28 protein-coding genes are annotated in these 26,458 nt (G+C 68.8%); 11 read left to right on the top strand and 17 right to left on the bottom strand.

The genetic code is table 11. The features are described 5' to 3' along the window. Positions 1 to 227 precede the first annotated feature (227 nt). A complete protein-coding gene (locus OCL97_RS00140) occupies positions 228 to 1,721 on the top strand; it encodes an FAD-dependent oxidoreductase (protein ID WP_377366546.1) in 1,494 nt (497 codons plus the stop codon). A gap of 19 nt (positions 1,722 to 1,740) precedes the next feature. Here the strand turns inward: OCL97_RS00140 and OCL97_RS00135 are convergent, their stop codons facing one another. From OCL97_RS00135 to thiS, 4 genes are all read right to left on the bottom strand, one after another. After that, positions 1,741 to 2,541 (bottom strand): SDR family oxidoreductase, encoded by an 801-nt coding sequence (locus OCL97_RS00135; protein ID WP_377366544.1) that lies wholly within the window; start codon positions 2,539 to 2,541, stop codon positions 1,741 to 1,743. Positions 2,542 to 2,620: 79 nt separating this feature from the next. Continuing rightward, on the bottom strand, positions 2,621 to 3,010 hold the full coding sequence (locus OCL97_RS00130) for a hypothetical protein (RefSeq protein ID WP_377366542.1): 390 nt from the start codon (positions 3,008 to 3,010) through the stop codon (positions 2,621 to 2,623). A gap of 7 nt (positions 3,011 to 3,017) precedes the next feature. After that, positions 3,018 to 3,815 (bottom strand): thiazole synthase, encoded by a 798-nt coding sequence (locus tag OCL97_RS00125; RefSeq protein ID WP_377366540.1) that lies wholly within the window; start codon positions 3,813 to 3,815, stop codon positions 3,018 to 3,020. A gap of 1 nt (position 3,816) precedes the next feature. Continuing rightward, complete coding sequence (gene thiS, locus OCL97_RS00120) at positions 3,817 to 4,017, bottom strand: sulfur carrier protein ThiS (RefSeq protein ID WP_293493248.1); 201 nt, start codon at positions 4,015 to 4,017, stop codon at positions 3,817 to 3,819. A gap of 90 nt (positions 4,018 to 4,107) precedes the next feature. On the opposite strand from thiS, the gene aroQ reads away from it, so the two are divergent. The 4 genes from aroQ (at position 4,108) to aat (ending at position 7,297) form a co-directional block, all read left to right on the top strand. Further along, on the top strand, positions 4,108 to 4,545 hold the full coding sequence (gene aroQ, locus OCL97_RS00115) for a type II 3-dehydroquinate dehydratase (protein ID WP_304774424.1): 438 nt from the start codon (positions 4,108 to 4,110) through the stop codon (positions 4,543 to 4,545). A gap of 32 nt (positions 4,546 to 4,577) precedes the next feature. Next, a complete protein-coding gene (accB, locus tag OCL97_RS00110) occupies positions 4,578 to 5,075 on the top strand; it encodes an acetyl-CoA carboxylase biotin carboxyl carrier protein (protein ID WP_305336600.1) in 498 nt (165 codons plus the stop codon). A 4-nt stretch (positions 5,076 to 5,079) separates the two neighbouring features. Then, a complete protein-coding gene (gene accC / locus OCL97_RS00105; RefSeq protein ID WP_304774421.1) occupies positions 5,080 to 6,435 on the top strand; it encodes an acetyl-CoA carboxylase biotin carboxylase subunit in 1,356 nt (451 codons plus the stop codon). Positions 6,436 to 6,646: 211 nt separating this feature from the next. Further along, positions 6,647 to 7,297: a leucyl/phenylalanyl-tRNA--protein transferase gene (gene aat / locus OCL97_RS00100; RefSeq protein ID WP_305336599.1), complete on the top strand. Its 651-nt coding sequence runs from the start codon at positions 6,647 to 6,649 to the stop codon at positions 7,295 to 7,297. Here aat and OCL97_RS00095 read toward each other — a convergent pair. Together OCL97_RS00095 and OCL97_RS00090 are read right to left on the bottom strand one after the other, a co-directional pair. Then, complete coding sequence (locus tag OCL97_RS00095) at positions 7,234 to 7,884, bottom strand: DUF2155 domain-containing protein (protein ID WP_377366537.1); 651 nt, start codon at positions 7,882 to 7,884, stop codon at positions 7,234 to 7,236. The genes aat and OCL97_RS00095 overlap by 64 nt on opposite strands. After that, positions 7,884 to 8,282 (bottom strand): NADH:ubiquinone oxidoreductase subunit NDUFA12, encoded by a 399-nt coding sequence (locus OCL97_RS00090; protein ID WP_304774417.1) that lies wholly within the window; start codon positions 8,280 to 8,282, stop codon positions 7,884 to 7,886. The genes OCL97_RS00095 and OCL97_RS00090 overlap by 1 nt, the downstream gene beginning before the upstream one ends. A 172-nt stretch (positions 8,283 to 8,454) precedes the next feature. Here OCL97_RS00090 and OCL97_RS00085 point away from each other — a divergent pair, with 172 nt between their 5' ends. From OCL97_RS00085 to OCL97_RS00075, 3 genes are all read left to right on the top strand, one after another. After that, positions 8,455 to 10,944: a TSCPD domain-containing protein gene (locus OCL97_RS00085; protein ID WP_377366535.1), complete on the top strand. Its 2,490-nt coding sequence runs from the start codon at positions 8,455 to 8,457 to the stop codon at positions 10,942 to 10,944. A 64-nt stretch (positions 10,945 to 11,008) separates the two neighbouring features. After that, the gene (locus OCL97_RS00080) at positions 11,009 to 11,497 is read left to right on the top strand and encodes a pentapeptide repeat-containing protein (protein ID WP_377366533.1); all 489 of its coding nucleotides are present in this window, start codon (positions 11,009 to 11,011) and stop codon (positions 11,495 to 11,497) included. A gap of 63 nt (positions 11,498 to 11,560) precedes the next feature. Further along, positions 11,561 to 12,457, top strand: coding sequence for a pentapeptide repeat-containing protein (locus tag OCL97_RS00075; RefSeq protein ID WP_377366531.1), 897 nt, complete (start codon positions 11,561 to 11,563; stop codon positions 12,455 to 12,457). Positions 12,458 to 12,484: 27 nt separating this feature from the next. Here OCL97_RS00075 and aspS read toward each other — a convergent pair whose 3' ends face one another. The 10 genes from aspS to pyrE all read right to left on the bottom strand — a co-directional run bounded on the left by aspS (position 12,485) and on the right by pyrE (position 23,151). Continuing rightward, positions 12,485 to 14,272, bottom strand: a complete 1,788-nt coding sequence (aspS, locus tag OCL97_RS00070; RefSeq protein WP_377366529.1) for an aspartate--tRNA ligase — start codon at positions 14,270 to 14,272, stop codon at positions 12,485 to 12,487. Positions 14,273 to 14,337: 65 nt separating this feature from the next. Beyond that, positions 14,338 to 16,587 carry a DNA topoisomerase IV subunit A gene (gene parC / locus OCL97_RS00065; protein WP_377366527.1) on the bottom strand — a complete coding sequence of 750 codons (2,250 nt, stop codon included), beginning with the start codon at positions 16,585 to 16,587 and terminating at the stop codon, positions 14,338 to 14,340. Positions 16,588 to 16,644: 57 nt separating this feature from the next. Further along, positions 16,645 to 17,376 carry a DNA repair protein RecO gene (recO, locus tag OCL97_RS00060; protein ID WP_304774406.1) on the bottom strand — a complete coding sequence of 244 codons (732 nt, stop codon included), beginning with the start codon at positions 17,374 to 17,376 and terminating at the stop codon, positions 16,645 to 16,647. 230 nt (positions 17,377 to 17,606) lie between these two features. Continuing rightward, positions 17,607 to 18,539, bottom strand: a complete 933-nt coding sequence (era, locus tag OCL97_RS00055; protein WP_305704786.1) for a GTPase Era — start codon at positions 18,537 to 18,539, stop codon at positions 17,607 to 17,609. Beyond that, positions 18,536 to 19,234, bottom strand: a complete 699-nt coding sequence (rnc, locus tag OCL97_RS00050) for a ribonuclease III (RefSeq protein WP_305336627.1) — start codon at positions 19,232 to 19,234, stop codon at positions 18,536 to 18,538. Before rnc ends, era begins: the two co-directional genes overlap by 4 nt. Then, complete coding sequence (lepB, locus tag OCL97_RS00045; RefSeq protein WP_304774400.1) at positions 19,231 to 20,010, bottom strand: signal peptidase I; 780 nt, start codon at positions 20,008 to 20,010, stop codon at positions 19,231 to 19,233. Before lepB ends, rnc begins: the two co-directional genes overlap by 4 nt. A gap of 235 nt (positions 20,011 to 20,245) precedes the next feature. Further along, the gene (bla, locus tag OCL97_RS00040) at positions 20,246 to 21,343 is read right to left on the bottom strand and encodes a class A beta-lactamase (RefSeq protein WP_377366523.1); all 1,098 of its coding nucleotides are present in this window, start codon (positions 21,341 to 21,343) and stop codon (positions 20,246 to 20,248) included. Between the two features lie 73 nt (positions 21,344 to 21,416). Next, on the bottom strand, positions 21,417 to 21,815 hold the full coding sequence (acpS, locus tag OCL97_RS00035) for a holo-ACP synthase (protein ID WP_304774394.1): 399 nt from the start codon (positions 21,813 to 21,815) through the stop codon (positions 21,417 to 21,419). Continuing rightward, positions 21,812 to 22,570, bottom strand: a complete 759-nt coding sequence (locus tag OCL97_RS00030; protein WP_377366521.1) for a pyridoxine 5'-phosphate synthase — start codon at positions 22,568 to 22,570, stop codon at positions 21,812 to 21,814. Before OCL97_RS00030 ends, acpS begins: the two co-directional genes overlap by 4 nt. Continuing rightward, complete coding sequence (gene pyrE, locus OCL97_RS00025) at positions 22,567 to 23,151, bottom strand: orotate phosphoribosyltransferase (RefSeq protein WP_377366519.1); 585 nt, start codon at positions 23,149 to 23,151, stop codon at positions 22,567 to 22,569. Before pyrE ends, OCL97_RS00030 begins: the two co-directional genes overlap by 4 nt. A gap of 77 nt (positions 23,152 to 23,228) precedes the next feature. Between pyrE and OCL97_RS00020 the strand changes: the two genes are divergently transcribed. Continuing rightward, positions 23,229 to 23,753 (top strand): GNAT family N-acetyltransferase, encoded by a 525-nt coding sequence (locus OCL97_RS00020; protein ID WP_377366517.1) that lies wholly within the window; start codon positions 23,229 to 23,231, stop codon positions 23,751 to 23,753. Here OCL97_RS00020 and OCL97_RS00015 read toward each other — a convergent pair. Continuing rightward, entirely contained in the window at positions 23,741 to 24,637 is an 897-nt protein-coding gene (locus OCL97_RS00015) for an EamA family transporter (protein ID WP_377366515.1), read from the bottom strand. The two genes, OCL97_RS00020 and OCL97_RS00015, sit on opposite strands and share 13 nt — an antisense overlap. A gap of 178 nt (positions 24,638 to 24,815) precedes the next feature. Between OCL97_RS00015 and OCL97_RS00010 the strand changes: the two genes are divergently transcribed. Together OCL97_RS00010 and OCL97_RS00005 are read left to right on the top strand one after the other, a co-directional pair. After that, the gene (locus OCL97_RS00010; RefSeq protein WP_377366513.1) at positions 24,816 to 25,688 is read left to right on the top strand and encodes a TauD/TfdA dioxygenase family protein; all 873 of its coding nucleotides are present in this window, start codon (positions 24,816 to 24,818) and stop codon (positions 25,686 to 25,688) included. Beyond that, entirely contained in the window at positions 25,685 to 26,386 is a 702-nt protein-coding gene (locus OCL97_RS00005) for a glutathione S-transferase family protein (RefSeq protein ID WP_377366511.1), read from the top strand. The genes OCL97_RS00010 and OCL97_RS00005 overlap by 4 nt, the downstream gene beginning before the upstream one ends. Positions 26,387 to 26,458: the final 72 nt, after the last annotated feature.

Here is a 26,458-nt window from a genome sequence, read left to right as displayed (position 1 = left end):
GATCCTCTCAAGACCCCGTCCGTCTCCGGCGGGGCTGTTGAAGGAAGCGGCTAGTCGCGCGCACACCCTCCAACGCCCCGCGAGGGAGCGATGGTGGAGGTCATGATCTGGGCGGCGCGATGCAGCATGCCGCCCGATAACCTTGACAACCGCGGCTGTAAAGTCCCCCCTTTCCTTCCCCCCCGGCGCCTGTGTCACGGCTAAAAGAAAAACGCCCGGGAGGCGACATGACCGAACGCGTGCTCGTGATCGGGGCCGGAATTGGCGGGCTGTGCACGGCCCTGGCCCTCGCCTCGCCGGAACGAGAGCTCATCCTCCTCGAACGCGACCCTGCCCCGCCCACCGGTGACGCCGACGCGGCCTTCGCCGACTGGGCCCGCCGCGGGGTGGGCCACCTGCGCCACAGCCACGCCTTCCTGGCCCGCCTGAGGCTGATCCTGCGCGATGAGCACCCGATGCTGCTGGCCGACCTCCTGGAGGCCGGAGCCCGCGACCTTGGCTTCGAGCAGATGCTCAGCGACGAGCTGAAGAAGGGCTATCGACCGCAGGCCGTCGACAAGGACTTCGTGGTCCTCACCAGTCGGCGCACCACCCTGGAGCTGGTGATCCGCCGCTATGTGGAGCGCCTGGCCAATGTGGAGATCCGGTCGGAGGTCTTCGTCACCGGCCTGAAGATCGAACCGGGGGCGCCGTTGCGGGTCACAGGGGTCACCGTGGAGAACGGAGCGGATCTCACGGCCGACCTGGTGGTGGACGCCGCGGGCCGCACCACCGCCTCCATCGAGCAACTGACCGAGGCCGGCGCCCCGATCACCGAGGAGGAGGAGACCGCTGGCATCCTCTACTTCACCCGCCACTACCGCCTGAACCCGGGCATGGCGGAACCCCCGCGCGGCAAGGCGCCAGGCACCGGCGACCTGGGGTTCCTGAAGTACGGCGTCTTTCCCGGCGACAACGGCTGGTTCTCCATCACCATGTGCGTGCCGGAGATCGAGCTGGAGATGCGCAAGGCCATCGTCTCGCCCGAGATCTTCAACGGCATATGCGAGCAGATTCCAGGCCTAGTCCCCTGGATCGATCCGGCTCGCGCCCAGGGGGTCAGCCGGGTGTTCGGGATGGGCGACCTGCACAGTCGCTGGCGGGACATGGCGCCGGGCGGCGTCGCCACCGTGCTGGGCTACTTCCCGCTGGGCGACAGCCTGGTGCGGACCAACCCGCTCTATGGCCGGGGCTGCTCCTTCGCCGCCGTCAGCGCCTACGCCCTGCGCGACTCGCTGAACGAGAGCAACGATCCGGCCGCCCGCGCCGTGGCCTATCAGGGGAGGATCAATGAGAGCCTGAAGCCCTACTACCTGGACATGCTGAACCAGGATCGGCTGGCTATCCGTCTGGCCCGCAACACCCTGACGCCTGACTACAGGCCCAGCTTCAAAGCCAAGCTGGCCAAGAGCTTCCTGGAGGACGGTGTGGCCATCGCCGTCCGCTCCAACCTCGACCTGCTGCGGGCGGCGCTACGGGGCTTCCACATGCTGGAGCACCCCTCGGCCTGGCTGAAGCGGCCGGCCAACCTCTTGCGTGTGATGGGCTACTGGGCGCGGGGGAAGAAGGCCAACGCCGCAGCCTATCCGCCCAAGCTCGGGCCCGGGCGCCACGAAATGCTGACCGCGCTTGGGCTTTCGCCGCAAGCGGACATCGACCGGCTGGCTGCCGCCCAGGTTTAGGCGCCGCCTGCAGTCGTTCTCAAGAGGCGGGCTGCAGGGAGAACAGGGAGCCGGCGGCCATCTGATCGCGGGTCGCCTCGGGGGCCAGGGTGGCGGCCTTGTCGAGCTCCACCAGCTCGGGCGGGACGTACCAATGCAATTTATCCGAGTGATACGCCTCCCACACCACCTTGGCGACGTCCATGGGCGGGATGGCGCGGAACAGGCCCTCCTTGGGGGCCGCCGCCGCCGCGCCGGGGGGCAGGATCGGAGTGTCGATGAGGCCGGGCAGGACGTCGGCGACGCGGACGCCATAGGCCTTGAACTCCACCGATAGCGCCTCGGTAAGCCCTTTCACGGCGTGCTTGGTGGCGGAATACACCGCGATGCCGGCCATGCCAAAGGTGGCCGAGGAGGATGAGGTGGTGAAGCAGAGCGAGCCCGGGGTGGCCTTCAGCAACTTGATCCCCTCGTGGATGCCGATCAGCACGCCGACGAAATTGACCTGGACCACGGCCATGACGTCCTCGAAGGGCTGGTCGGCGAAGGGGCCGCCGCGGCCGATCCCGGCGTTGTTGTACAGAAGGTCGAGCTTGCCGCCCGTGGCGGCCCCAAACTCGGCGAAGGCGGCCTGGAAGTCGGCGCGGTCGGTGACGTCCAGGGTGCGGACCAGGCAGTTCTCTTCGCCCAGCTCGGCCGCGAGCGCCTTCAGCCCCTCGGGGTTGACGTCGTAGCCGCCGATGAACCAGCCCTTCTCGCGGAACAGCCGAGCGGTCTCCCGGCCCATGCCCGAGGCGGCCCCGGTGATGAAGATCGACTTGCGTCCCCTGGCCTGCCCCATGGCGGCTCCTCCCCGATTTTCGCCCTTTCTAGAGGACATCCCCTTGGGGAAGGCCACCCGGTCGACGCGGCCCGGCCTCTCAGTTCATCGTTTGACGACGTCGCATCATCTGCTCGCCCAGGCCTGTCTCGAACAACAGAAAGAGCGGACCCAACCGTTCTACGGCGAGGCGGCCCTGGGCCACCGCGACCAGGAGGCTGTGGTCGCCGGACCACGGCGCCACGGCCGGATCGGCGTCGGCGAGCACCAGGGTCTGATGAATGCCCATATAGATGGCGCAGAGGCACGCAGCCTCCTCAGGATCGATCCCGATCCGGCGCATCACCTGAAGGCTGTCCAGGAGGAAGCTCTCGGGAAACACCTCCAGCGCCACCGGTGTCGGCACGTCGGCCACGCCCATCACGCCCGACTCGCGAACGATGCACGCCAAGGTCTCGGCAAAGACGATCGCGTCGGGCGGCATGGCCATGCCGGGTTCAGATCAGCCCAGACTGCGGCGACGACGGGTCGCCGTAGATCCGGCGCGGCATCCGGCCCGCCAGGAAGGCCTGACGCCCGGCGATGACGGCGTGCTTCATGGCGCTGGCCATCAGGATCGGGTCGCGGGCGTCGGAGATGGCGGTGTTCATCAGGACGGCGTCGCAGCCCATCTCCATCGCGATGGCGGCGTCCGACGCCGTGCCGAGGCCGGCGTCCACCAGCACCGGGACCTTGGCCTGCTCGATGATCAGGCCGATATTGACCTTGTTGAGGATGCCCATGCCCGAGCCGATGGGGGCGGCGAGCGGCATGACGGCGCAGGCGCCGGCGTCTTCCAGCTTGCGGGCGTAGACCGGGTCGTCGGTGCAGTAGACCATCACCTGGAAGCCCTCGGCGATCAGCATCTTCAAGGCGCGCAGGGTCTCTTCCATGTCGGGATAGAGCAGCTTGGGGTCCGACAGCACCTCCAGCTTCACCAGGTCCCAGCCGCCGGCCTCGCGGGCCAGGCGCAGGGTGCGCACCGCCTCCTCGCCGGTGAAGCAGCCGGCGGTGTTGGGCAGGTAGGTGAAGCGGTCGGGCTTCACATAGTCCACCAGCATCTGCTGGCTGGGATCGGACAGGTTCACCCGGCGCAGGGCCACGGTGACGATCTCGGCGCCCGCAGCCTCGGCGGCCGCGGCGTTCTGCGCATAGTCCTTGTACTTGCCGGTGCCGATGATCAGCCGCGAGGTGAAGGTGCGGCCCGCGACCGTCCAGGTGTCGTCCTGGGTTTCCGTATGGGTCGTTCCGTCCATGTCAGCCGCCTCCGATGAAGTGGACGATCTCGATCCGGTCGCCGTCGGAGAGCGCGGTGGCGCCATAGGCCGAGCGCGGCACGATCTCGAGATTGCGCTCCACGGCCACCTTGCGGGGGTCGAGACCCAGGCTCAGCACCAGGGCGGCGAGGTCCGAGAGGCCCGAAAAGGACCGCTCTTCGCCATTGATGGTCAGGGTCATGACCGCCTCGTCCAACACGTCGTACATTCCCAGTGCTTGTGACCCCCGCCGCCGCCCGTTACAAGACGGCGGAATCGACGGCGGAGCCGAATGTCGAAACCGATCTATGTGCTGAGCGGGCCCAACCTCAACCTCCTGGGCGTCCGCGAGCCCGAGATTTACGGAAAAGCCACGCTGGACGATGTGCGCAAGCTCTGTGAGCAACGCGCCGCCGCCCTGGGTCGAACCGTCGTGTTCCATCAGTCCAACCACGAAGGCCAGCTGATCGACTGGGTGCAGGAGGCCCGCACACAGGCTTCCGCCCTGGTGATCAACCCGGCGGCCTATGGCCATACATCCATCGCCCTGCTGGACGCCCTGAAGATGCTCGATATCCCGATCGTCGAGTGCCACCTCTCCAATCCGGCGGCGCGCGAGGCGTTCCGCCGGGAAACCTACGTCTCCCTGGCGGCGACCGGACTGGTGTCCGGCTTCGGCGCGCAAAGTTATGTCCTGGCTATCGAAGCCGCCGCGGGTCAGTCCGCCTAACTTCCTCAAGCCAAAAGATAAGGGTCTTTTCCATGGCTAGCACTCCAAAGGCTCCCGCCGATCCGATCGACGCGCGCCTGGTGCGCAAACTGGCCGACATCCTCACCGATACCGGCCTGACCGAGATCGAGGTGGAGCATTCGGGCCTGAAGATCCGCGTCGCCCGCACCCTGACCGCCGCGCCCGCCCAGTACGTGCAGCAGGCCCCGATGGCCGCCGCCCCGGTCGCGGCCGCGCCGGCCGCCGCCGCGCCCACTGGCGCCGCCGCCGAAGCCCCTGCGGCCACCCGCGCCGCTGGCGACGTGGTGAAGTCGCCCATGGTGGGCACCGTCTACATGCAGTCCGCCCCAGAGGCCCCGCCCTTCGTCAAGGTCGGCGACACCGTGACGGCAGGCCAGACCCTGATGATCATCGAGGCCATGAAGACCATGAACCCGATCCCGGCCACCAAGGCAGGCAAGGTGGTGGAGATCCTGGTGGGCGATGGCGACCCTGTGGAGTTCGGCGAACCCCTCGTCGTCATCGAGTAACCCGATGTTCGAAAAAATCCTCATCGCCAACCGGGGCGAGATCGCGCTGCGGGTCCACCGGGCCTGCAAGGAAATGGGCATCTCGACGGTGGCGGTCCACTCCGAGGCCGACGCCGGCGCCATGTGGGTGCGGCTGGCCGACGAGAGCGTCTGCATCGGCCCGCGCTCGGCGGCCAAGAGCTATCTGAACATCCCCTCGATCATCGCGGCGGCCGAGATCACCGGCGCCCAGGCGATCCATCCGGGCTACGGCTTCCTGTCGGAGAACGCCCGCTTCGCCGAGATCGTCACGGCGCACGGCTTCACCTTCATCGGCCCCAAGGCCGAGCACATCCTGATGATGGGCGACAAGATCACCGCCAAGCAGGCCGTGAAGAACGCCGGCATCCCCGTGGTCCCCGGCTCCGACGGCGCCGTGACCACCGAGGAGGAGGCCTTCGCCGCCGCCAAGGAAATCGGCTTCCCGGTGCTGATCAAGGCCGCCGCCGGCGGAGGCGGGCGCGGCATGAAGGTGGCCCTCAACGAGGACGAACTGGCCGAGGCGGTCTCCACGGCGCGCGCCGAGGCCCGAGCCTCGTTCGGCGACGACGCGGTCTATATGGAGCGCTATCTCCAGACCCCGCGCCACATCGAGATCCAGGTCATCGCCGACAGCTTCGGCAATGTCTGTCACCTGGGGGAGCGCGACTGCTCCCTGCAGCGCCGCCACCAGAAGGTGCTGGAGGAAGCCCCCTCCCCGGTCATCGACGCCGCCGCCCGCGCCAAGATCGGCAAGGTGGTGGTCGATGCGATCAAGGCCATCGGCTACCTCGGGGTCGGCACCATCGAGTTCCTGTACGAGAACGGCGAGTTCTTCTTCATCGAGATGAACACCCGCCTGCAGGTGGAGCACCCCGTCACCGAGGCCATCACCGGCATCGATCTGGTGCGCGAACAGATTCGCATCGCCGCGGGCCTGCCGCTGTCCTTCAAGCAGGAGGACATCATCTTCGAAGGCCACGCCATCGAGTGCCGGATCAACGCCGAGAATCCCAAGACCTTCGCCCCCTCGCCGGGCCTGGTCACCGACTTCCACGCGCCGGGCGGGCTGGGCGTGCGCCTCGATAGCGCCCTCTATGCCGGCTATTCGATCCCGCCGGACTACGACAGCCTGGTGGGCAAGCTGATCGTCCACGGCCGCGACCGCGAGGAGTGCCTGGCGCGCCTGAACCGTTGCCTGGGCGAGATGGTGGTGGGGGGCATCGAGACCTCGATCCCGCTGTTCCAGGAGCTGATCCACCAGCCCGACATCATCTCAGGGACCTACGACATCCACTGGCTGGAACGCTGGATGAAGTCGCAGGCCGAGCTCTCGGCCTGAGGCCTGAGATTGTGACGCGGACGCCCATGCGGTCCTTCTCCCCTTGCGGGAGAAGGTGGCCGCCCGGAGGGCGGTCGGATGAGGGGTCGCTCTCCCCTCGACACCTCTCCTTGAAGCCCGATCCGGAGAGGTCCGTGCGACCCCTCTTCCGACCCTGCTCCGCAGGGCCACCTTCTCCCGCAAGGGGAGAAGGGCTGCAAGACCTCAACCCATGACCACCTTTGGCGCCGCCGAGCTGCTGGACTGCTACGCCCGTGGGGTCTTTCCCATGGCCGACGCGCGCGACGACGACGCGGTCTTCCTGATCGATCCCGAACGGCGGGGGGTGATTCCCCTGGCCGGCTTCCACCTGTCCAGACGCCTGGCGCGCACTGTCCGGCGTGACCCCTTCGAGGTGCGGATCGACACAGCCTTTTCCGAGGTCGTGAGCGCCTGCGCGGCAGCCAGGCCGGGGCGGACCGAGACCTGGATCAATAACCCCATCGAGCGGCTCTACGCCGAACTGTTCGCGATCGGTCACGCCCACAGCGTCGAGTGCTGGGCCGGCGACGAGATGGTGGGCGGGCTGTACGGCGTTTCCCTGGCCGGCGCCTTCTTCGGCGAGAGCATGTTCTCCACCCGCACCGACGCGTCGAAGGTGGCCCTGACACACCTGGTGGCGCGGCTGATCGCCGGCGGGTTCCTGCTGCTGGACGCCCAGTTCATGACCGAGCACCTGGCGCAGTTCGGGACCGAGGAGATCTCACGGGCCGTCTACCGGCGACGGCTGGGCAAGGCGCTCGCCGTGACGGCTGAGTTTCAGCGGTTGCCGGCGGCCACGACGGGGGCCGCGGCCCTGCAGGTGATCAGCCAGGCGTCGTAGACCGGATGCTGCAGCGGGTTGAGGCCCGGTGACGAGGCGTACATCCAGCCCTTGAAGGCCTGACGCGCGGGCGGGGTCGGCTTGCCCGGCGCGGCGCGGGGCTGGGAGTCCACCGTCATGTAGGCGATGGCGTCTTCCTGCGGTTCGTCGGCGGCCGCCTGCTCGCAAGCCTTCACGGTGAAGACCAGGGTCTTGTAGCGCACCGGCTGGCCCACGGCGGCCTCGAAGCGGACCGTCTCGGCGGTGACCTTGTCCAGGGCCTGCAGGATGGCGACGTCATAGCGGGCGCGCTTGATGGTGCTCTCGGCCGGCTTTTCCACGACCTGGGCCTTGGGCGCCGCCGCAGGCGCGACCTCGGAGGCCTGGACCGCCGGGGTGGCCACGGGGGCGGGAACCGGCACCACGACGGGCGGCGCCTCTTCCGCCGGTTGGGGTTGATCGGCGGCCGGCAAGGGCGACGGCGCCACCGGTCCCGGCGCGGGGGTCGGGGCGACCGGGGCGACGGGCGCGGTCTGGGCGGCCACGAAACCAGCGCCGGCCAGGACGCTCAGGGCCACCGTCAGGCTGAGGAGAGAACGTCCGCCCACTATTCCGGCCGCCAGGCCTCGTAGTCGCCGGTCGCCTTCTGGCGCTCACCGCCCCGGCTGATGGAGCCCTTGGGCCGCCAGGCGTTGATGGTGCCGGTCATGTTGGGCAGGTGATCCTTCTCCCAAGCCTGCCGCTTGAGCGGCTCCTTGGTCGGAGGTTCCTCGAAGGTGTGGTGCAGCCAGCCGTGCCAGTCCGGCGGGACCTTGGAGGCCTCGGCATAGCCGGAATACATCACCCAGCGGCGCAGACGGCCCTTGTCGTAGGAATCGCTGTCGTCCTTGGCCTGGTAGTATTTGTTGCCGGTGTCGTCCGTGCCCACGAGCACGCCGCGGCGCCAGACGGTGAAGAGCGCGCCGAGGGTGGCGCCGTTCCACCAGGTAAAGATCGACTTGAGCACGTTTCTGAAGATCCAACGGGGTTGGGAGGCGGGCGGACTATAGGCGGCGCCCTTCCGAGCGTCCAGCGGCGCGATCACCGCAAGATGTTGTTAAGAACTCGCCCGCGACCACAACATCTGTTGCGACGAACCCCTTGGGCTCCTAACCTCCCCGCCCGTGGGAGACAAACCGTTGCGAACCGAACCGGGCCGGATCGAGCGCAGGCCTCTTGAGCGCGCCGACAGCGTGGTCGAGGTGCTGGCTCCGGCCGCCTGGACCGATGCCCGGGTGGAAGCCTGGCTGGACTGGGCCGGCGGCGAGACCGACCTGCCCGCCGCCATCTTCCGCAAGGCAGAGATCATCGCCGAACAGGCGGGCGCGCTCGCCCTGCTGCCCGACGCCCGCACGCGGGCCGCCTTCCGCCGCGACCTGGGCGCGGCCCTGCTGGCCGGCCGCCTGGCCATCGCCGAGCCCCGCGCCCTCGATGCGCCCGGTGTCATCGGCGCGCACGACGGCGACTACGTCAAGGCGCTTGCCACCCTGCGCGCGCGCCGCCGGGGCCGGGTCTCGGCCCGGGCCGCCGCAATGGCGCTGTCCCAGCGCCTGCAGGGGGTGATGGACGCCATCCAGCGCTGCGAGGGCGACCCCGCGGCCTGCGCCAATCCGCAATCCAATCTCAGCCTGGCCCGCGCCGCCGAGGCCGCGCGGGGCGCCGGCGCCACCGACCTGATGATCCTGGACGCCATGACCCTGGCCCGCGCGGGTGAGGACCTGTGGTCGGCCCAGGCCCAGTTCGAAAGCGGGGACGGCCCCGGCCTGATCGCCGCCATTCCGCCCGACCTTGCCGAGGGCGACCTCGCCCTGGCCGCCGCGGCCTGGGAAACCGGCGCCGTGGTGGCGGCCTTCGCCGCCGACGCCGCGCCGAAAATCGCCCAGACCTGGACCGCCACGCGCGGCGCGGTGGACCTGCTGGCCTTCGGAAGCGGGGCTGATTTCGACGGCGAGGCGTTCGACGACGCGGTTGGCCTGGCGGCCATCGCGCTCGCCGCCTTCGGGGGCCCCGTGGCGCTGGGCCTGGGGGGGCTCGCCGACTGGCTGGCGGCCCAGGGCCTGGCCTATGATTCGAACGCCGGCCGCCTGGCCGTCCGCGAGGTCTATGAGCGCGCCCGGACCGCCATGGCCGACATCCCGCTCGCAGGAGGCCTGGCGGTCTTCGATGATCCCGACCTGGCCCTGCGGCTGGGCGGATCCTCCAGCTCGGGCGCGCCTTGGCTGGGACCGGTCACCGTCGCCGAGACCGAGGACGGGGCCCTGACCCGGGTGCTGTCGGAGGCCGCCCTGCGCGGCCTCAAAACGCTGGGCGCAGACCTTCCGGCCGCCCGCGCCCACCTGATCGGCCGCCTGGACCTGTCAGAAGCGCCGGGTGTCGATCACGCCGCCCTGAAGGCCCGCGGCTTCACCGAGCACGAGATCGCCTCGGCCGAGGCCGCCCTGCCCTTCGCCGCCCGCCTGCGCGACGCCTTCTCCCCCCTGGTGGTGGACGCCGGCTTCCTGACCGACGTGCTGGGGGCCACCGACGCCGACCTGGCCGATCCCGAGTTTGACACCCTCAAGCTCGCCGGCTTCAGCGAGCAACAGATCGCCGCCGCCGAGGCCCACGTGCTGGGCGGCGGGGCCCTGGCCGACGCGGCCTTCCTGACGCCGGAGCAGCGGCAGGTGTTCCTCACCGCCGAGGACCTGGGCCCGACGCCCTATTTCGCCATGCTGGCGGCCCTGCAGCCGGCCCTGGACCTGCCCGCCATCGCCGAGATCGAGCTGGAGTGGGACACCGCCCCCGCGGACGCCCGCGCCCTGCTGGCCGAGGCCGCCCAGGCCAGGGTCGCCGCCGTTCGGATCCGCCGCTCCGATCCGCCGCTGAGCTTCTTCCTCGACCTGCCGAAGACGGCCGAAGCACCGGTGCGCGCGGCCCGCGAGCCCGAACGCCCCGCGCCGCCGCCCGAGGAGCGGATCGTGGAGCGCATCGTCGAGCGCGACCGCACGCGGCGAAAACTGCCAGACCGCCGCAAGGGCTACATCCAGAAGGCCGCCGTGGGAGGCCACAAGGTCTATCTGCACACTGGCGAGTACGACGACGGCGAGCTGGGCGAGATCTTCATCGACATGCACAAGGAGGGCGCCGCCTTCCGATCGCTGATGAACAACTTCGCCATCGGCATCTCCATCGGCCTGCAATACGGGGTGCCGCTGGAGGAGTTCGTGGACGCCTTCGTCTTCACCCGGTTCGAGCCGGCCGGACCGGTGACCGGCAACGACTCCGTGCGCTCGGCCACCTCGATCCTCGACTACCTGTTCCGCGAACTGGGCATCTCGTATCTGGGCCGCGAGGAGCTGGCCAACGCCGACGGCGAGCTCAACGCCGACGGCCTGGGGCGCGGCAAGGACGAGGGCGAGCCGGAGGGGGAGAACATCCCGGCCTCCCACTTCATCTCACGCGGGTTCGCCCGGGGCGCGACGCCCGACAACCTGGTCTTCCTGCCCACCGCCAATGCGCGTTCGGGGCGGTTGGAGGCCGATGTCTGCGCCGCCTGCGGGGACCTGGCGGTGGTGCGCAAGGGCGCCAGCCTGATCTGCGAATCCTGTGGCGTGCGCGCCGGACCGCAGGACAGCGACCGCACCGGCTAAGCATGGTCACCGGACCTTAAGCTTGCTGGCCTAGGCAGGAGGGGTCTTCCGCCGGAGCCCGCAGATGAAGCCGCTTAGCCTGCTCAGCCTGGCCACCGTCCTGGCCCTCGCCCTGCCCGCCAGCGCCCAGAACGCCGGCCAGATCGCCGCGGCGCGCAAGGGGGCCAACTGCCCCAGCTGCAACCTGTTCCAGGCCGACTTCTCGGGGCTGGAGATCAAGGGCCGCAACTATGCCGGCGCCCGACTCCGGCAAGCCGATCTCAGTGTCTCGGTGATGAACCGCGCCAATTTCCGCGGCGCCGACCTGCGCGACGTCAACGCCTATGGCGGGGTGTTCTCCAGCGCCAATTTCGCCGGCGCGGACCTGACCCAGGCCAGCTTCGTCGGGGCCTATCTGGAGGGCGCCAATTTCGCCGGCGCGCAGTTGGTGGGGACCAATTTCTCGGGCGCCGAAATGGGCCGCGCGCGGGGACTGTCTCAGGCTCAACTCAACCGAGCCTGCGGCGACGGCGCCACCCGGCTCCCCCCCGGCCTGCGGACCCCACGCTGCTAATCTGTCAAGAATTACCGCGATTTAAGTAGCCTGAGACATCCCCCACAGGGCACATGGTGCGTCATGTTCGGCTCTTTCCGCACCGCCCGGTCCCGTATCGTCCCGCTGGCCGCGTCCCTGGCCGTGGTGGCGGCGTTCGCTCCCAGTGCGGCCAGCGCCATGCTCGGCGACAAGGAGGTGGCCAGGCTGGTCTCCTTTGGCGGGGCCTGCGCCAAGTGCGAGCTGTCGGGCCGCAAGCTGACCGGCGCCCAGTTCAACGGCGCGAATTTCGCCGGCGCAGCCCTGGTGGGATCGGATCTGCGCGAGGCCCGCTTCTACGGCGCCAACTTCTCCGGCGCGGACCTGTCACGGGCCGACCTGTCGGATTCCCAGATGATCGGGGCCAACTTCGGCTCGGCCAATCTCTCGGACGCCAAGCTGCGCGATGTCGAGGCCAAGGGCGTGAGCTTCTCCTCGGCCAACCTGTCGAACGCCGACCTGCGCGACCTGCGCGCCCAGGGCGCCAATTTCGGCCGGGCCTCGATGGGCGGCGCCCAGCTCAATGAGGGCGAGCTGACCGGGGCGAATTTCAGCAAGACCGACGCCCGCGGCGTCAGCTTCCGCGACGCCTCGATGCAGGGCGCGGTGCTGGCGCACGGCCGGTTCGAGCGCGCCTCGTTCCGCGACACCAATCTCGACTCCGCGGTGCTTTCGGGGGCGATGTTCGCCGGCGCCGACTTCCGCGACGCCAGCCTGCGCCGCGCCATGCTGTACGGGGTCGATCTCTCCAAGGCGCGCAACCTGGACCAGGATCAGCTGGACGAGGCCTGCACCGACGCCTCGACGAAGCTGCCGCCGGGCCTGGTGGCCCGCGGCTGCCACGGCGGCGGCGCGCGCCTGACCGGCTGGCGGCCCCCGACCCCGCCGGCCGCGCCGCGCATGCCCCGGCCGCCGGCGCCGCCCGCCGAGCCGCGCGACTGATCAGCGCCGGCTAGGCCTGCCGGCCCGCTAGACCTTGATCGGCGGGGCCAGGCGGACGTGCAGCTCCTTGAGCTGCTTTTCCTCGACCTCTGACGGCGCGTTCATCAGCAGGTCCTGGCCCTGCTGGTTCAGCGGGAAGGCGATGACCTCGCGGATGGCCGTCTGGCCGGCCAGCAACATGACGATCCGGTCGATGCCGGGAGCCAGGCCACCGTGCGGCGGGGCGCCATGGCGGAAGGCGTTCAGCATGCCGCCGAATTGCTCCTCGACCACGCTGGGGCCGTAGCCGGCGATGTCGAAGGCCTTCAGCATCACCTCGGGAAGGTGGTTCCGCACCGCGCCGGAGCACAGCTCGTAGCCGTTGCAGACGATGTCGTACTGGTAGGCCAGGATGTCCAAGGGGTCCTTGGTTTCCAGGGCCTCCAGCTCGCCCTGCGGCATGGAGAAGGGGTTGTGCGAGAAGTCGACGTGGTTGGTCTCCTCGTTCATCTCGAACATCGGGAAGTCGACGATCCAGACGAATTCGAAGCGGTCCTCGTCGATCAGCTTCAGGTCGGTTCCGACCTTGGTACGGGCCGAGCCGGCGAACTTGTAGAAGCTCTTGGGATCGCCGGCGACGAAGAAGGCGGCGTCGCCCTGCCCCAGGCCGATCTCGGCCATCAGGGCCTCGGTCGCCTCAGCGCCCAGGTTCTTGGCGATGGGGCCGCCCCAGGCGCCCTGGTCCTCGCTCCAGAAGATGTAGCCCAGGCCCGGCTGGCCCTCGCCCTGCGCCCAGGAGTTCATGCGGTCGCAGAAGGCGCGGCTTCCGCCCTTGGGGGCCGGGATCGCCCAGACGGCGTTCTTGGCGTCTTCCAGGATGCGGGCGAACAGGCCAAAGCCACCGCCGCGGAAGCGCTCGGAGACGTCGGCCATCTTGATGGGGTTGCGCAGGTCGGGCTTGTCGCTGCCGTACCAGGCGATGCTGTCGCGATAGGGGATGCGCGGGAACGGATAGGGGGTGACGCTCTTGCCGTCGGCGAACTCCTCGAACACGCCGTGCATCACCGGCTCAATGGCGGCGAAGATGTCGTCCTGGGTGACGAAGCTCATCTCCACGTCGAGCTGGTAGAATTCCAGGCTGCGGTCGGCGCGCAGGTCCTCGTCGCGGAAGCAGGGGGCGATCTGGAAATAGCGGTCGAAGCCGGCCACCATCAGCAGCTGCTTGAACTGCTGGGGCGCCTGGGGAAGCGCGTAGAACTTGGACGGGTGCAGGCGCGACGGCACGAGGAAGTCGCGCGCCCCTTCCGGCGACGAGGCCGTCAGGATCGGGGTCTGGTACTCCAGGAAACCCTGGCCGATCATGCGGTTGCGGATCGACTGGATGACCTTGGAGCGCAGGACGATGTTCTTGTGCAGGGTCTCGCGGCGCAGGTCGAGATAGCGGTGCTTGAGCCGCAGCTCTTCGGGATAGTCGGGCTCGCCGAACACCGGCAGCGGTAGTTCAGCGGCTTCCGAGATCACGTCGATGGACGACACGCGGATCTCGACCTCGCCGGTGGGGAGGTTCGCGTTGATGGTGTCGGCCGAGCGGGCCAGGACCTGGCCGTCCACCCGGATCACACTCTCGGCGCGCAGGCGCTCGACGCGGTCGAAGCCGGGGGTCTCGGGGCTGATCACCAGCTGGGTCAGGCCGTAGTGGTCGCGCAGGTCGATGAACATCAACCCGCCGTGGTCGCGCTTGCGGTGGATCCAGCCCGACAAGCGGACATTCTGGCCCGTGTCCGCCGACCGGAGGGCGCCGCAGGTATGGGAACGGTGGGGATGCATGGTCGCCAAAGCTCTAGAAAATCAAGGCGCGGAAGGGCGCATGAGGGGGGTCGAAAGTCAAGTTTCAGCCCTGCCTACTTCGGCTTGAACCGCTTGCTGGTGGGGAAGCCCTTGGGGGCCAGCTTGCCGGCGGCGGCGCGGCGCGCGAGCCAGTCCTTCCACTCGGCCCACACCCGCGTGCGGCCCGCCCCGTCGATCCACGCAGCGCCGTCAGCCTCATTGAAGACGATGGCGTCGCGCAGGCCGCCCTCGCGGTAGGTCTGCAGCTTCACCCCCTTGCCGCGCGGCATTTCCGGCAGCTCGGCCAGGGGGAAGATCAGGATCTTGCCGTTGTCGCCGATGACGCCGAGGTGGTCGCCGGTCGCCGGCATGGCGAAGGCCGCGCCCTTGGCGCCGACATTCAGCACCTGCTTGCCGGCGCGGCGGGCCGAGATGGCCTCCTCCTCCGGCATGACGAAGCCGTAGCCCTCCTTTGAGGCGATCACCCGCCTGGAGCCCGCCTTGAAGGGGAAGATGTCGATGATGTCGGTCTTGTCGTCCAGGTCGAGCATCAGCCGCAGGGGCTCGCCGTGGCCGCGGGCCGAGGGGAGCTTGTCGCAGCCGACGGTGAAGAAGCGGCCGTCGGAGGCGAAGATCAGCAGCTTGTCGGTGGTCTCGGCCGGGACCAGGAAGCCGAGCTTGTCGCCCTCCTTGAACTTCAGTTCCGACGGGTCCTCCACCCGCCCCTTGGCCGCGCGGATCCAGCCGCGTTCGGAGAGGATGACTGTGATCGGCTCGCGGACGATCATGGCCTCGATAGCCGCGTCGGCGTCCACCACCGGGGCGGTGTCGAAGGTCGAGCGGCGGCGGCCCAGCGTGGTGTCGGGGCCGAGGATCGCGCGCACGTCCTTGAGGCCCACGCCCACCAGCTTCCACTGCTGCTTGTCGTCGCCCAGCATCTTGACCAGACCGTCGCGTTCCTCGGCGAGCTCCGCATGCTCGCGGCGCAGCTCCATTTCCTCCAGCCGGGCCAACTGGCGCAGGCGGGTGTTGAGGATGGCGTCGGCCTGGATGTCGGAGAGCTCGAAGGCGTCAATCAGCTTGGTCTTGGGCTCGTCCTCGTAGCGGACGATACGGATCACCTCGTCCAGATTGAGGAAGGCGATGACCATCCCGTCGAGGATGTGCAGGCGCGCCTCAATCTTCGCCAACCGGAAGCGGGCGCGGCGAACGAGCACCTCGCGGCGGTGATCGAGGAAGGATTGCAGGCAGCGCTTCAGGCTCATGACGCCGGGCGTGCCGCGCGCGTCCAGGACGTTCATGTTGACCGGGAAGCGGGTCTCCAGGTCGGAGAGCTTGAACAGGCTCTCCATCAGCACCTCGGGCTCGACGTTGCGGCTCTTGGGCTCGAGGATCAGGCGCACGTCCTCGGCGCTCTCATCGCGCACGTCGCCCAGCAGCGGGGCCTTCTTGGTCTCGATCAGGCCGGCGAGCTGCTCCACCAGGTCGGCCTTCTTCACCTGATACGGAATCTCGGTGATGACGATCTGGTAGGTGCCGCGGCCGTTGTCCTCCTTGGACCAGCGCGCACGGACGCGGACGCCGCCCCGGCCGGTCTCGTAGGTCTCGGCCATGGAGGCCTTGGGCTCGACGATGACGCCGCCGGTGGGGAAGTCGGGGCCCTGGACGTGCTCCAGCAGGTCCATCGTGGTGGCTTCGCGGTTGCTGAGCAGCACCAGGCAGGCGTCGATCAGCTCGGCGGCGTTGTGCGGCGGGATGGAGGTGGCCATGCCCACGGCGATGCCCGACGAGCCATTGGCCAGCAGGTTGGGGAAGCCGGCCGGCAGGACGACAGGCTCCTCGTCCTCGCCGTCATAGGTGGAGCGGAAGTCCACCGCGTCCTCGTCGATCCCGTCCAGCAGCAGCTGGGCGGCGACGGTGAGCTTGCACTCGGTGTAGCGCATGGCCGCGGCGTTATCGCCGTCGATGTTGCCGAAGTTCCCCTGGCCATCGACCAGCGGATAGCGCTGGGCGAAGTCCTGGGCCAGGCGCACCAGGGCCTCATAGACCGCCACGTCGCCGTGCGGGTGATACTTACCGATGACGTCGCCGACCACGCGGGCGCACTTCTTGGCGGTGGTGGTGGGGTCCAGCCGCAGCATGCGCATGGCGTACATCAGCCGCCGGTGCACGGGCTTCAGGCCGTCGCGCACATCGGGCAGGGCCCGGCCGGTGATGGTGGAGAGCGCATAGGCGAGATACCGCCGGGACAGGGCCTCGGACAGCGGCTCGTCAATGATGCGGTCGCCGTCGCCCTCGAAGGGCGGTGGGGTGTGTTTGGACATGGGAGAATCGCGAACTCGGTTGCGCGGTGATTCTAGCGGGCCGGGGCGCCCGCGTCTCTAGAGCCGGTCTGCGTCAGATAGACGGTCCACAAGCCAGAGCCTGGCCTGGGGCAGCGGCCGGTTCAGGGGGTTGAAGACGAAGGCCTGCAGGAAGTGGGCGGTGAGGTCGAGGCCGGCGCGGATGTCGCCCGGCGCGATGCCGCCCTGGGCCGAGAGCAGGAAGGGCGGCAGGTGCAGGAGCTTGTCCTTGTAGGGCTCGCCCGCCTCTGCGCTGACCGCCCGGCCGGTGCGGGGGCTGACATAGATCAGGTTGTCCAGCACCCCGGTGGCGGCGCACTTGGAGAGGTCCAGGCCGAAACCCAGGTCCTGCAGCAGCCCCGCCTCGAAGCGCACAAAGATGGCCGGCCAGATGTCGGGATGGATGAGGGAATCGGTCAGGGCCTCGAAGGCGTAGAAGGCGCCGGGATGCGGCTCGCGTTCCGGCAGGGCGGCGGCGGCCACGGCGGCGGCGGCCGACAGGCCGGCCAGGGCCAGGGCGTCGTCGAACAGGGCCGACGGCCCCTCCCCCACGGGCTCCAGGGAGGCCGAGCCCAGCTGGTCGGACACCCGGGCGCGATAGGCGATGACGGCGCGCGCGCCGGGCTGCAGGAAGGGCTTGATCCGCCGCGACGTCCCCCCCGCCACGTGGGCGGCGTAGCGGCCGTGGGTGGCGGTCAGGAACTCGACGATGGCCCCGGCCTCTCCGTGAGGCCGGGCCGAGAGCACGAAGGCGTCGTCTTCGAATTCCATGGAGTCAGGCGAGCGCCAAGGCTCCTTCTCCCCTTGCGGGAGAAGGTGTCGGGCGAAGGCCCGACGGATGAGGGGTCGCACTCCGCTCGCGGAACAAGACACCCGCCGCTACGAGCGACCGCAGGGATGATGAAGTGAGTTTGCCGGATAGGTCTATCGACCCCTCATCCGACCCTGCTCCGCAGGGCCACCTTCTCCCGCAAGGGGAGAAGGACCGCGGGGGGGCGGCCTCAGACATCGAAGTCGAGGCCCACGTCGCCGTAGAACTCGCGCTTGTCGGCCCAACGCTCGTCGACCTTCACCGTCAGGAACAGGTGAACGGTCTTGTCCAGCAGGGTGGTAAGCTCCTCGCGGGACTTCTGGCCGATCCATTTCAGGGTCTGGCCGTTGGCGCCCAGCACGATGGGACGCTGGCTCTCGCGCTCGACATAGATGGTCTGTTCGATGCGCAGGGAGCCGTCCTTGCGCTCCTCGAACGAGGTGGTCTCCACGGCCGCCGCATAGGGCAGCTCCTCGTGAACCCGCAGATAGATCTTCTCGCGCGTGATCTCGGCGGCCAGCAGGCGAACCGGCAGGTCGGCGGTCTGGTCGGCGGGATAGAGCCAGGGGCCCTCGGGCATCAGTTCGACAAGGCGTTTGGTGAGGTCCTCGACGCCGGCTCCGGTGGCGGCCGAGATCATGAAGACCTCGGTATAGACACCTGTTTCGAAGAGCCTTTGCGAGATGGCCAGCAGGTTCTCGCGCTTGACGCCGTCGATCTTGTTCAGCGCCAGGATCACCTGCTTGCCGGCGGCCTTCAGGCCCTCGACGATGGTGTCGACATCGGCCATGCCTCGGCGGTCGGCGGCCTTGCCCTTGCCTTCGTTGACGGCGATCTCGGCGGCGGCGTCCACCAGGTGCACTACGGCGTCGGCGTCCTCGGTTCCGCCCCAGGCCGACCGCACCATGGCGCGGTCCAGTCGGCGACGCGGGGTGAAGATGCCCGGTGTGTCCACCAGGATGATCTGGGTCTCGCCCTCAATGGCCACGCCGCGCACCGGAAAGCGGGTGGTCTGCACCTTCTGGGTCACGATCGAGACCTTGGCGCCCACCATGCGGTTGGTCAGGGTGGACTTGCCGGCGTTGGGCGCGCCGATCACGGCGACAAAACCTGCACGGGTCATTGGGCGGTCTCGAGTTTCGACAGCATTATGTTGGCGACGGCTTTCTGGGCTTCCAGCTTCGACCGGCCCTGCGCCCGCTCCGGCGACTGGCCCTCGATCGAGACTTCAATGGTGAATACCGGCTCGTGGGCGGACCCCGATTGGGCCACCACATCATAGCGCGGAACAGGTAATCCTCGCGCCATAGCCCATTCCTGCAGCAAGGTCTTGGAATCCTTGAAGGCGGCCTGGTCCATGGTCTCGAACTCGGAGAGCCAGAACGTGAGGAAGAAGGTCTTGGCCAGGGTCAGGCCGCCCTCAATGTAGAGGGCCGCGATGAGGGCCTCGCAGGCGTCGCCCAGCACCTTGTCGTTGTCGCGGGTCCCAAGCTTGGTCTCGCCGTGTCCGACCCGCAGAGCCTCGGGCAGGCCCACCAGGCGGGCGACGCGGGCGCAGGCCTGGTAGGTGATCACCTTGTTCATCAGGCGCGACATCTCGCCCTCGCGGGCCTCGGGGCGCAGCTCCATCAGCCGCTCGGCGGCCATCAGGTTCAGCACCCGGTCGCCGAGGAACTCCAGGCGCTCGTTGTGGGCGGTCTTGGTGGAGCCGCTGCCGACGCTGGCGTGAGTCAGGGCCCGCTCGAGAAGTTCGCGGTCCTGGAAAACGTGGCCTATGCGGGCCTCGAGTTGGGAGACCGCGACTTCGCGCTTGTTCATTTCAGGGTGTGGAAGAACCGGCTGGGCCGTGCATCCAGGACCCAGGTCCAGGGCTTGAAGAGCGAGGCGCCCTTGTTCCAGGACAGCATGATGATCCGGGCCTTGCCCACCAGGTTCTCGGCCGGGACATAACCCACGCCGATCTCGGCCGGCACGCGGCTGTCGAGGGAGTTGTCGCGGTTGTCGCCCATGAAGAAGTAGGAGCCTTCGGGCACCACGAAGACGCCGGTGTTGTCCACGTCGCCGTCGGGGCCGAAATCGTAGGTGATGTAGCTCTTGCCGTTGGGCAGGGTCTCTTCATAGCGTTCGACGTTGCGCGTGAAGCCGTAGCCGGAGTCCACCATCACCGGCGGCAGCGCTCTGCGCGGCACCGCCTTGCCGTTGATGAACAGAACGCCGCCCTGCATCTGGATCCGGTCGCCGGGCAGGCCCACGAGGCGCTTGATGTAGTCGATGTGGCCGTCGCGAGGCAGCTTGAAGACGATGATATCGCCGCGCTCGGGCATGCGATCCATGATCCGCCCCTTGAACAGCGGCGGGCTGAAGGGGATCGAGTTCTTGGAATAGCCGTAGGAGTATTTCGACACGATGATGTAGTCGCCCTCCAGGAGGGTCGGATCCATCGAGGCCGAGGGAATGGTGAAGGGCTGGAAGAACAGCACCCGCAGGAACAGTGCGATCAGCAGGGCGTAGACGACCGTTTTCACGATCTCCACGACCTCATTCAGGGCTCCGGACTTTTCGGAGCTGTCCGCGCTGTGCACGTCTTCAGTCATAGATGGGGTTCCGAACATCCGGCGAGCCGGCGCATTGAGGGCCTGTAGCTAACCGCTGCATAGCCCAGCGGCAAGAGTCGCGCCCGTGAACTCTTTGTCCAGGCGAATGGGCCGCAGAGCCCGAGGGCCGCACTCCCGCCCCAGCCAACGCCCCCGCAGCGGCGTTCAGGCGTGTAGACGCCCGGTGGCGGCGTCCCACCGAAAGACCATGACGTCGCCGCGGACCCAGAGCCCCTCATCGGGCAGATTCTCCTTCGTGATGCGCCACCACGGCGCGGGCGACGGCGGCCATCAGCGCCTGGCGCTCGGAGACCGGTCGGCGGGTCTGGGCGATCATGACGGCGACGGCGTAGCTGCGGCCGTCAGGGGCGGTCATGATCCCCACGTCGTTGAAGCCGGTGGCCACGGCGCCCCAGACCTGGCCGGTGCCGGTCTTGTGAGCCAGGGTCCAGCCGGGGCCGAGACCCGCCGGGAGCCGGCCGGGCCCGGTCTCCGTCTCACCCATGATCTTCAACAGCAGGTCGGTGGAGGCCGGCGCCAGCAGCTCGCCGCGCTTGAGGTGCGCCAGGGCGCCGACGACGCCGACGGGCGTGGCGGCGTCGTAGGGGTCGGCCAGATAGGCGTCCAGGTTCACCGCGCGGGCCTCGGGCGAGAGGGTTTCGCGCTCGTCCCAGAAGGTGCGCGCGAAGGAGTATTCCGGCTTCCAGTCCAGGCCCGCGATCTGGGTCTGCATCACCTTCTCCGGCGGACTGGCCCAGACGCCCTTGAGCCTGTGCCGATCGAGGATCTGCTGCACCGCCGCCTGGCCGCCGACATGGCCCACGAGGACGTCGTTGGCGGCGTTGTCGCTCTGGGCGATGGCGCCGCGGATCAGTTCCATCACGGTGACCGGATAGCCATTGTCGCCGACATGCTTGCGCAGGGGCTGATGGAAGATGCTGAGGTCGTCCTTGCGAACCACCAGGGTGTCGCCGAGCCGGATCTGGCCCTTGTCCACCGCGTCGAGGGCGGCGAGCGCCACCCACAGCTTGGAAACGCTCTGCTGCGGATACTTGTTGTCGCCGTCGAAGGCGACCGTCCAGCCCTCGTCGACCTCGCGGATGGCGATGCCCACCCGACCGTCGAAGGCGCGGCCCAGGGACTTGATGCGCGCGGAAAGCTCGGGGGCCTCCTGGGCCGCCACGGCCTGCTGAATCGACCGGCCTTCCGGTGGCCGCTCGGCAGGCGCCGGCGCCAGGGTCAGGACCGCGCCCAGCAGCAGGGCGACCAGGCCAAACCACCAGCGCTGACCGTGAGCGACCCGACGCCGCGATGCTCTGGAAGGCCCCGTCATGCCAGTCAGCCTAGCACAATCGTCAGCCGCCTCACCTGCTCTCGCCCGCCGATTGCGGAGGTCGCAGTGAACCCTAGAGGGGCACCGCCTCGATGATCACGAAGGCCTGGGCGTAGGGGTGGTCGTCGGTGAGGGACAGGTGGATCACCGGCTTGTGGCCGGCGGGCACCATCTTCTCCAGACGCGCCAGGGCGCCGTTGGTCAGCGCCATGGTGGGCTGGCCCGAGCGCATGTTCACCACCCCCATGTCGCGCCAGAAGACCCCGGCCCGCATGCCGGTGCCCAGCGCCTTGGCGCAGGCCTCCTTGGCCGCGAACCGCTTGGCGTAGCTGGAGGCCCTGTCAGGCTTGCGCTCCGAGCGGGTGCGCTCGACCTCGGTGAAGATGCGGTTCGTGAACCGCTCGCCGAAGCGGTCGAGGCTGCCCTGGATGCGGCGGATGTCCGACAGGTCCGAGCCGATGCCCAGGATCATGCCGCGCGCTCGGCCCGGGCCTCGTCCATCAAGGCGCGCATCCGCTGGATGGCGGGGGTGAGGCCCACGAAGATCGCCTCGCCGATCAGGAAGTGGCCGATGTTCAGCTCCATCAGTTCGGGGATGGAGGCGATGGGCTTGGCGGTCTCGTAGTCCATCCCGTGGCCGGCGTGGACCTCCAGCCCGATGCGGTGCGCCTCGGCCGCCGTGGCGCGCAGCTTTTCCAGCAGGCGCGGGGCGTCCGGCGAGCGGTCGCGAACGGCGTCGCAATAGGGTCCGGTGGTGAGCTCCACCACCTGGGCGCCCACCGACTTGGCCGCAGCCACCTGCTCGAGATCGGCGTCGACGAAGCAGGAGACGCGGATTCCGGCCTCGACGAAACGGCGCACGGTGGGGGCGATGGCGTCGTGGCCCTTGACCACGTCGAGGCCGCCCTCGGTGGTCACCTCCTCCCGGCGCTCGGGCACCAGGCAGGCGGCGTGGGGGACGTGGGCCAGGCAGATGGCCTCCATCTCGGCGGTCACCGCCATCTCGAAGTTCAGCGGAATGCCGCGCCGCCGGGTGATGGCGGCCAGGGCCTCCATGTCGGCGTCGGAGATGTGGCGGCGGTCCTCCCGCAGGTGGGCGGTGATGCCGTCCGCTCCGGCGGCCATGGCCATCTCGGCGGCCCGAACGGGATCGGGATAGGTGGCGCCCCGGGCGTTCCGGATCGTCGCCACGTGGTCGATATTCACCCCCAGGCGCAGGCGGCTCATCCGTGCAGTCTCCGGCTGCCCGGGTCTTCGACGGGGATCGCCGCCAGTTCGGGCGGCAGCTGGTCGGCGGGATAGGCCGGCACGTTCAGGCGGGCCAGGGCCACGAAGGGCGCGCCGGGATCGGCCTTGCCGCCCGAGCGGTCGACGATGGCGGCGGCCACCACGACATTGCCGCCGGCCGCCTTGATGGCCTCGACGCATTCACGCGACGACAGGCCGGTGGAGACGATGTCCTCCACCATGGCGATCCGGGCGCCGGGCGGGATGGAGAAGGCGCGGCGCAGCTTGAAGGCGCCCCCTTCCCGCTCCACGTACATCGACGGCACGCCGAGGGCGCGGGCGGTCTCGTAGCCTGGAATGATGCCACCCACCGCCGGGGAAATGCACAGATCGACCGGGCCGACCTCCTCAAGGATCTTGGCCGCCAGCGCCTTGCACAGCCGCTCGGTGCGGTCGGGGTACTGGAAGACCAGGTTCTTCTGCAGGAAAGTGCCGGAATGCAGGCCGCTGGAGAGCACGAAGTGTCCCTCGCGCAGGGCGCCCGACGCGCGGAATTCGTCCAGGACCTGTTCGGTGTTCATAATGGCGTCTCCTTGACGCGGCATAGCGAAGCCACGTCAGGCTGTCATCCGGGATGGTGGAGGAAGAGTCGATATCCATGCTGAGCCGCGACATTCGTTTGACGACGCCCCGTCTGGTGTTGCGTCCCACCGAACCCGGCGACGCCGCGCGCATGGCGCAGATCCAGTCCAACTGGAACGTCACGCGGATGCTGCGCCTGGCGCCCTGGCCAGCCACCGAGGCGGCCATGGCCGACTGGGCCCATCTGCACGGCAAGGAGTGGGCGGCGGGGACCGCCTACCGGTTCGCCGTCCTGCTGGACGGGGTGATGATCGGCACGGCGGACATCGACGACATCGACGGGACCTCCGGCGAGATCGGCTACTGGTTCGACGAGCCCTATTGGGGTCAGGGCTTCGCCCGCGAGGCCGCCGCCGCCCTGATGGACTTCGCGATCCGGACGGTTGGCCTGAAGCGGATTGTCGCCGGGCACAATGCGGAGAACCCGGCCTCCGGGGCGATCCTCAAGCGGCTGGGGTTCCACTTCCAGGCGGCGACCACGAAGTACTCCAAACCCCAGGACGCCCAGGTGCCCTATCACATGTACGTCTACGAGGCCTGAGTCGCCCGGCGGCGCAGCATGGGCCAGAACATGTTGAGCGCCAGACCGCCCAGCACCAGGCCGGCCGCCGTCAGCTTCCAGTCCTGCATCGGCTCGTTCAGCAGAACCGCGGAGGCCGCCATGCCGAACACCGGCACGAAGAAGGCGAGCGGCGAGATGGTGGCGGCCGGATACCGGGCCAGCAGCCAGCCCCAGGCGGCGTAGCCGAACAGGGTATTGCCCACCGACTGCCAGAGAACCGCCCCCCAGGTGGCCAGGTCGGCGTTCTGGACCCCCAACAGCATCCGCTCGGGCCCCTCGAACACCAGGGACAGGATGAGCAGCGGCGGGATCGAGAACAGGCTGGCCCAGACGACATAGGCCAGCGAATTCACCCCCGGCGTCGCCCGCTGGACCATGTTGCCGCCGGCCCAGCTTGCCGCCGCGATGAGCACGAGGCCCAGGCCGAGCGGCGTCGTCGAGCCGTCGGTGTGCAGGAGGATGATCGCCAGGCCGGCGGTCGCCAGGACCAGGGCGGCGACCTGGAACCGCTTCACCCGCTCCCGGGTCAACCACATGGACAGGCCAATGGTGAAGAACACCTGGACCTGGACCACCAGGGAGGCCAGGCCCGGCGAGATGTCGTGCTGCATGGCGATGTAGAGCATGCCGAACTGCCCCAGGCCGATCAGCACGCCATAAGCCGCCAGGTTGCGCCACGGGACGTCGGGCTTCCTGAGGAAGAAGACCGCCGGCAGCAGGGCGAAGGTGAAGCGCAGGGTGGCGAAGAGCAGCGGCGGCAGGTCGCCCAGCGCCACCTTGATGACCACGAAATTGGTCCCCCACACCGCCACCACCGCCAGCGCCAGCAAGGCGGCGCGCCAGGTCAGGGCGTTGGAGGTCATGGCGGGATCCTTGGAAGGGGGCCTTGCGCCGGGCTTAGGCGCGCGCGCGCCGGAAAGCTAGTCGGGGGCGCCTGAGCCCGGCGGTAGAAAAACTGCGCGCGCCGGGGATTGAACGCCGCCGCCGGACATGACGAAATCCCCCTCGTGATCACCGTTCAGGTGGCGGGAGGACAAGACCATGCCGAATCTGTGCGTTCGCCGTACGGCCGGAGCCCTGGGGGCGGAGATTTCGGGGGTCGATCTCTCCAGCGACCTGGAGGACGCGACCATCGCCGAGATCCGCGCGGCGTTCGTCGAGCACCAGGTGATCTTCTTCCGCGACCAGGCGCTGTCTCCCGAGCAGCAGTTGGCGTTCGGCCGCCGGTTCGGGCCGCTGAACATCCACCCCTATGTGGCCGGCATGGCGGGTCACCCCGAGGTGATGGAGGTGATCAAGGAGCCGCAGGACAAGGTGAACTTCGGCGGCGGCTGGCACTCCGACATGAGCTTCCTGGAGCACCCCTCCATCGCCTCCATCCTCTATGCGGTGGAGCTGCCCGACTATGGCGGCGACACGCTGTTTTCGAGCCAGGCGGCGGCCTATGAGGCGCTGACGCCGGGGCTGCGGGCGACGCTGGAGACCCTGAACGCCGTTCACTCCGCCGGCCGGGAGTATTCGTCCAGCGGCCACTCGGCCCAGAAGCGCTCGTCCATGAACGTGGCCGAGGCCGAGGGGGTGACCGGGGAGTTCATCCATCCCGTGGTGCTCACCCACCCGGAGAGCGGGCGCAAGGCGCTCTATGTGAACCCCGCCTTCACGATGAAGATCGACGGCTGGAGCACCCGGGAGTCCAAGCCGCTGCTGGATTTCCTGTTCGAGCATTGCCGAAGCGAGCGGTTCACCACCCGCTTCGTCTGGCAGCCGGGCTCGGTGGCCTTCTGGGACAACCGTTCGGTCTGGCACTACGCCCTCAACGACTATCCCGGCCAGCGCCGCCACATGCGACGGGTGACGGTGGACGCCGACCCGGCCCGCTACGTGGGCGCCCCGCGCCTGGCGCGCGCCTCGTGAAACTGTTCCAGACCTATTCCTCGCCCTTCCCGACCCGCGTGCGATTGATGATCTACGCCAAGGGGCTGGAGGTGACGATCATCGAGCCGCCGGGATTCCATTCCTCGGCGGAGTCCAAGGGCGATTATCTCGACATCAACCCCATCGGCCGGGTTCCGGCCCTGGTGCTGGAGGACGGCCGGGCCCTGCCGGAGTCGGAGGTGATCTGCGAGTATCTGGAGGATACCTATCCGCAGCCGGCCACCCAGCCGGCCGACGCCTGGGGCCGGGCCCAGATGCGGCTGCTGTCGCGCATTTGCGACTTCTATGTGGTCATGGCCATGGTCCCGCTGTTCAGCTTCTCAGCCCGTTCGCGCAAGCACTGGGACCCCGTCGCGATCCGCGCGGCGACCGACAAGGTGGCCGAGGCGCTGGGGTTCCTGGAGCCGTACATTGGAACCGACGGTTATGCGGTCGGCCAGAGCCTGACCCAGGCGGACGGCGCGATCACGCCGCAGCTCGTCCTGGCCTGCGAGTGGATCCCCGGCCTGTTCGGCACGCCGGACCCGCTTGAGGATCTGCCCAAGCTCTCGGCCTATTGGCGGGCGATCCAGACCGACCCGATCGCCGTGCGCCTAATCAGAGAAACCCGGGACGCCATCGCCCACGAGCAGGCCTCAGCCAAGGCGCAGGCAAGCGCGGCGCGAGCCGCGACCTAGAGCATGTCAGGCGCAAGTGGGCGCCGGTTCGCCGCCCGGACATGCTCTAGATTCAAGAAGATAGACCCTTTT

Source organism: Phenylobacterium ferrooxidans (assembly GCF_042714595.1).
Taxonomy (GTDB): domain Bacteria; phylum Pseudomonadota; class Alphaproteobacteria; order Caulobacterales; family Caulobacteraceae; genus Phenylobacterium; species Phenylobacterium ferrooxidans.
This window is presented reverse-complemented; position numbering and strand designations above follow the sequence as displayed.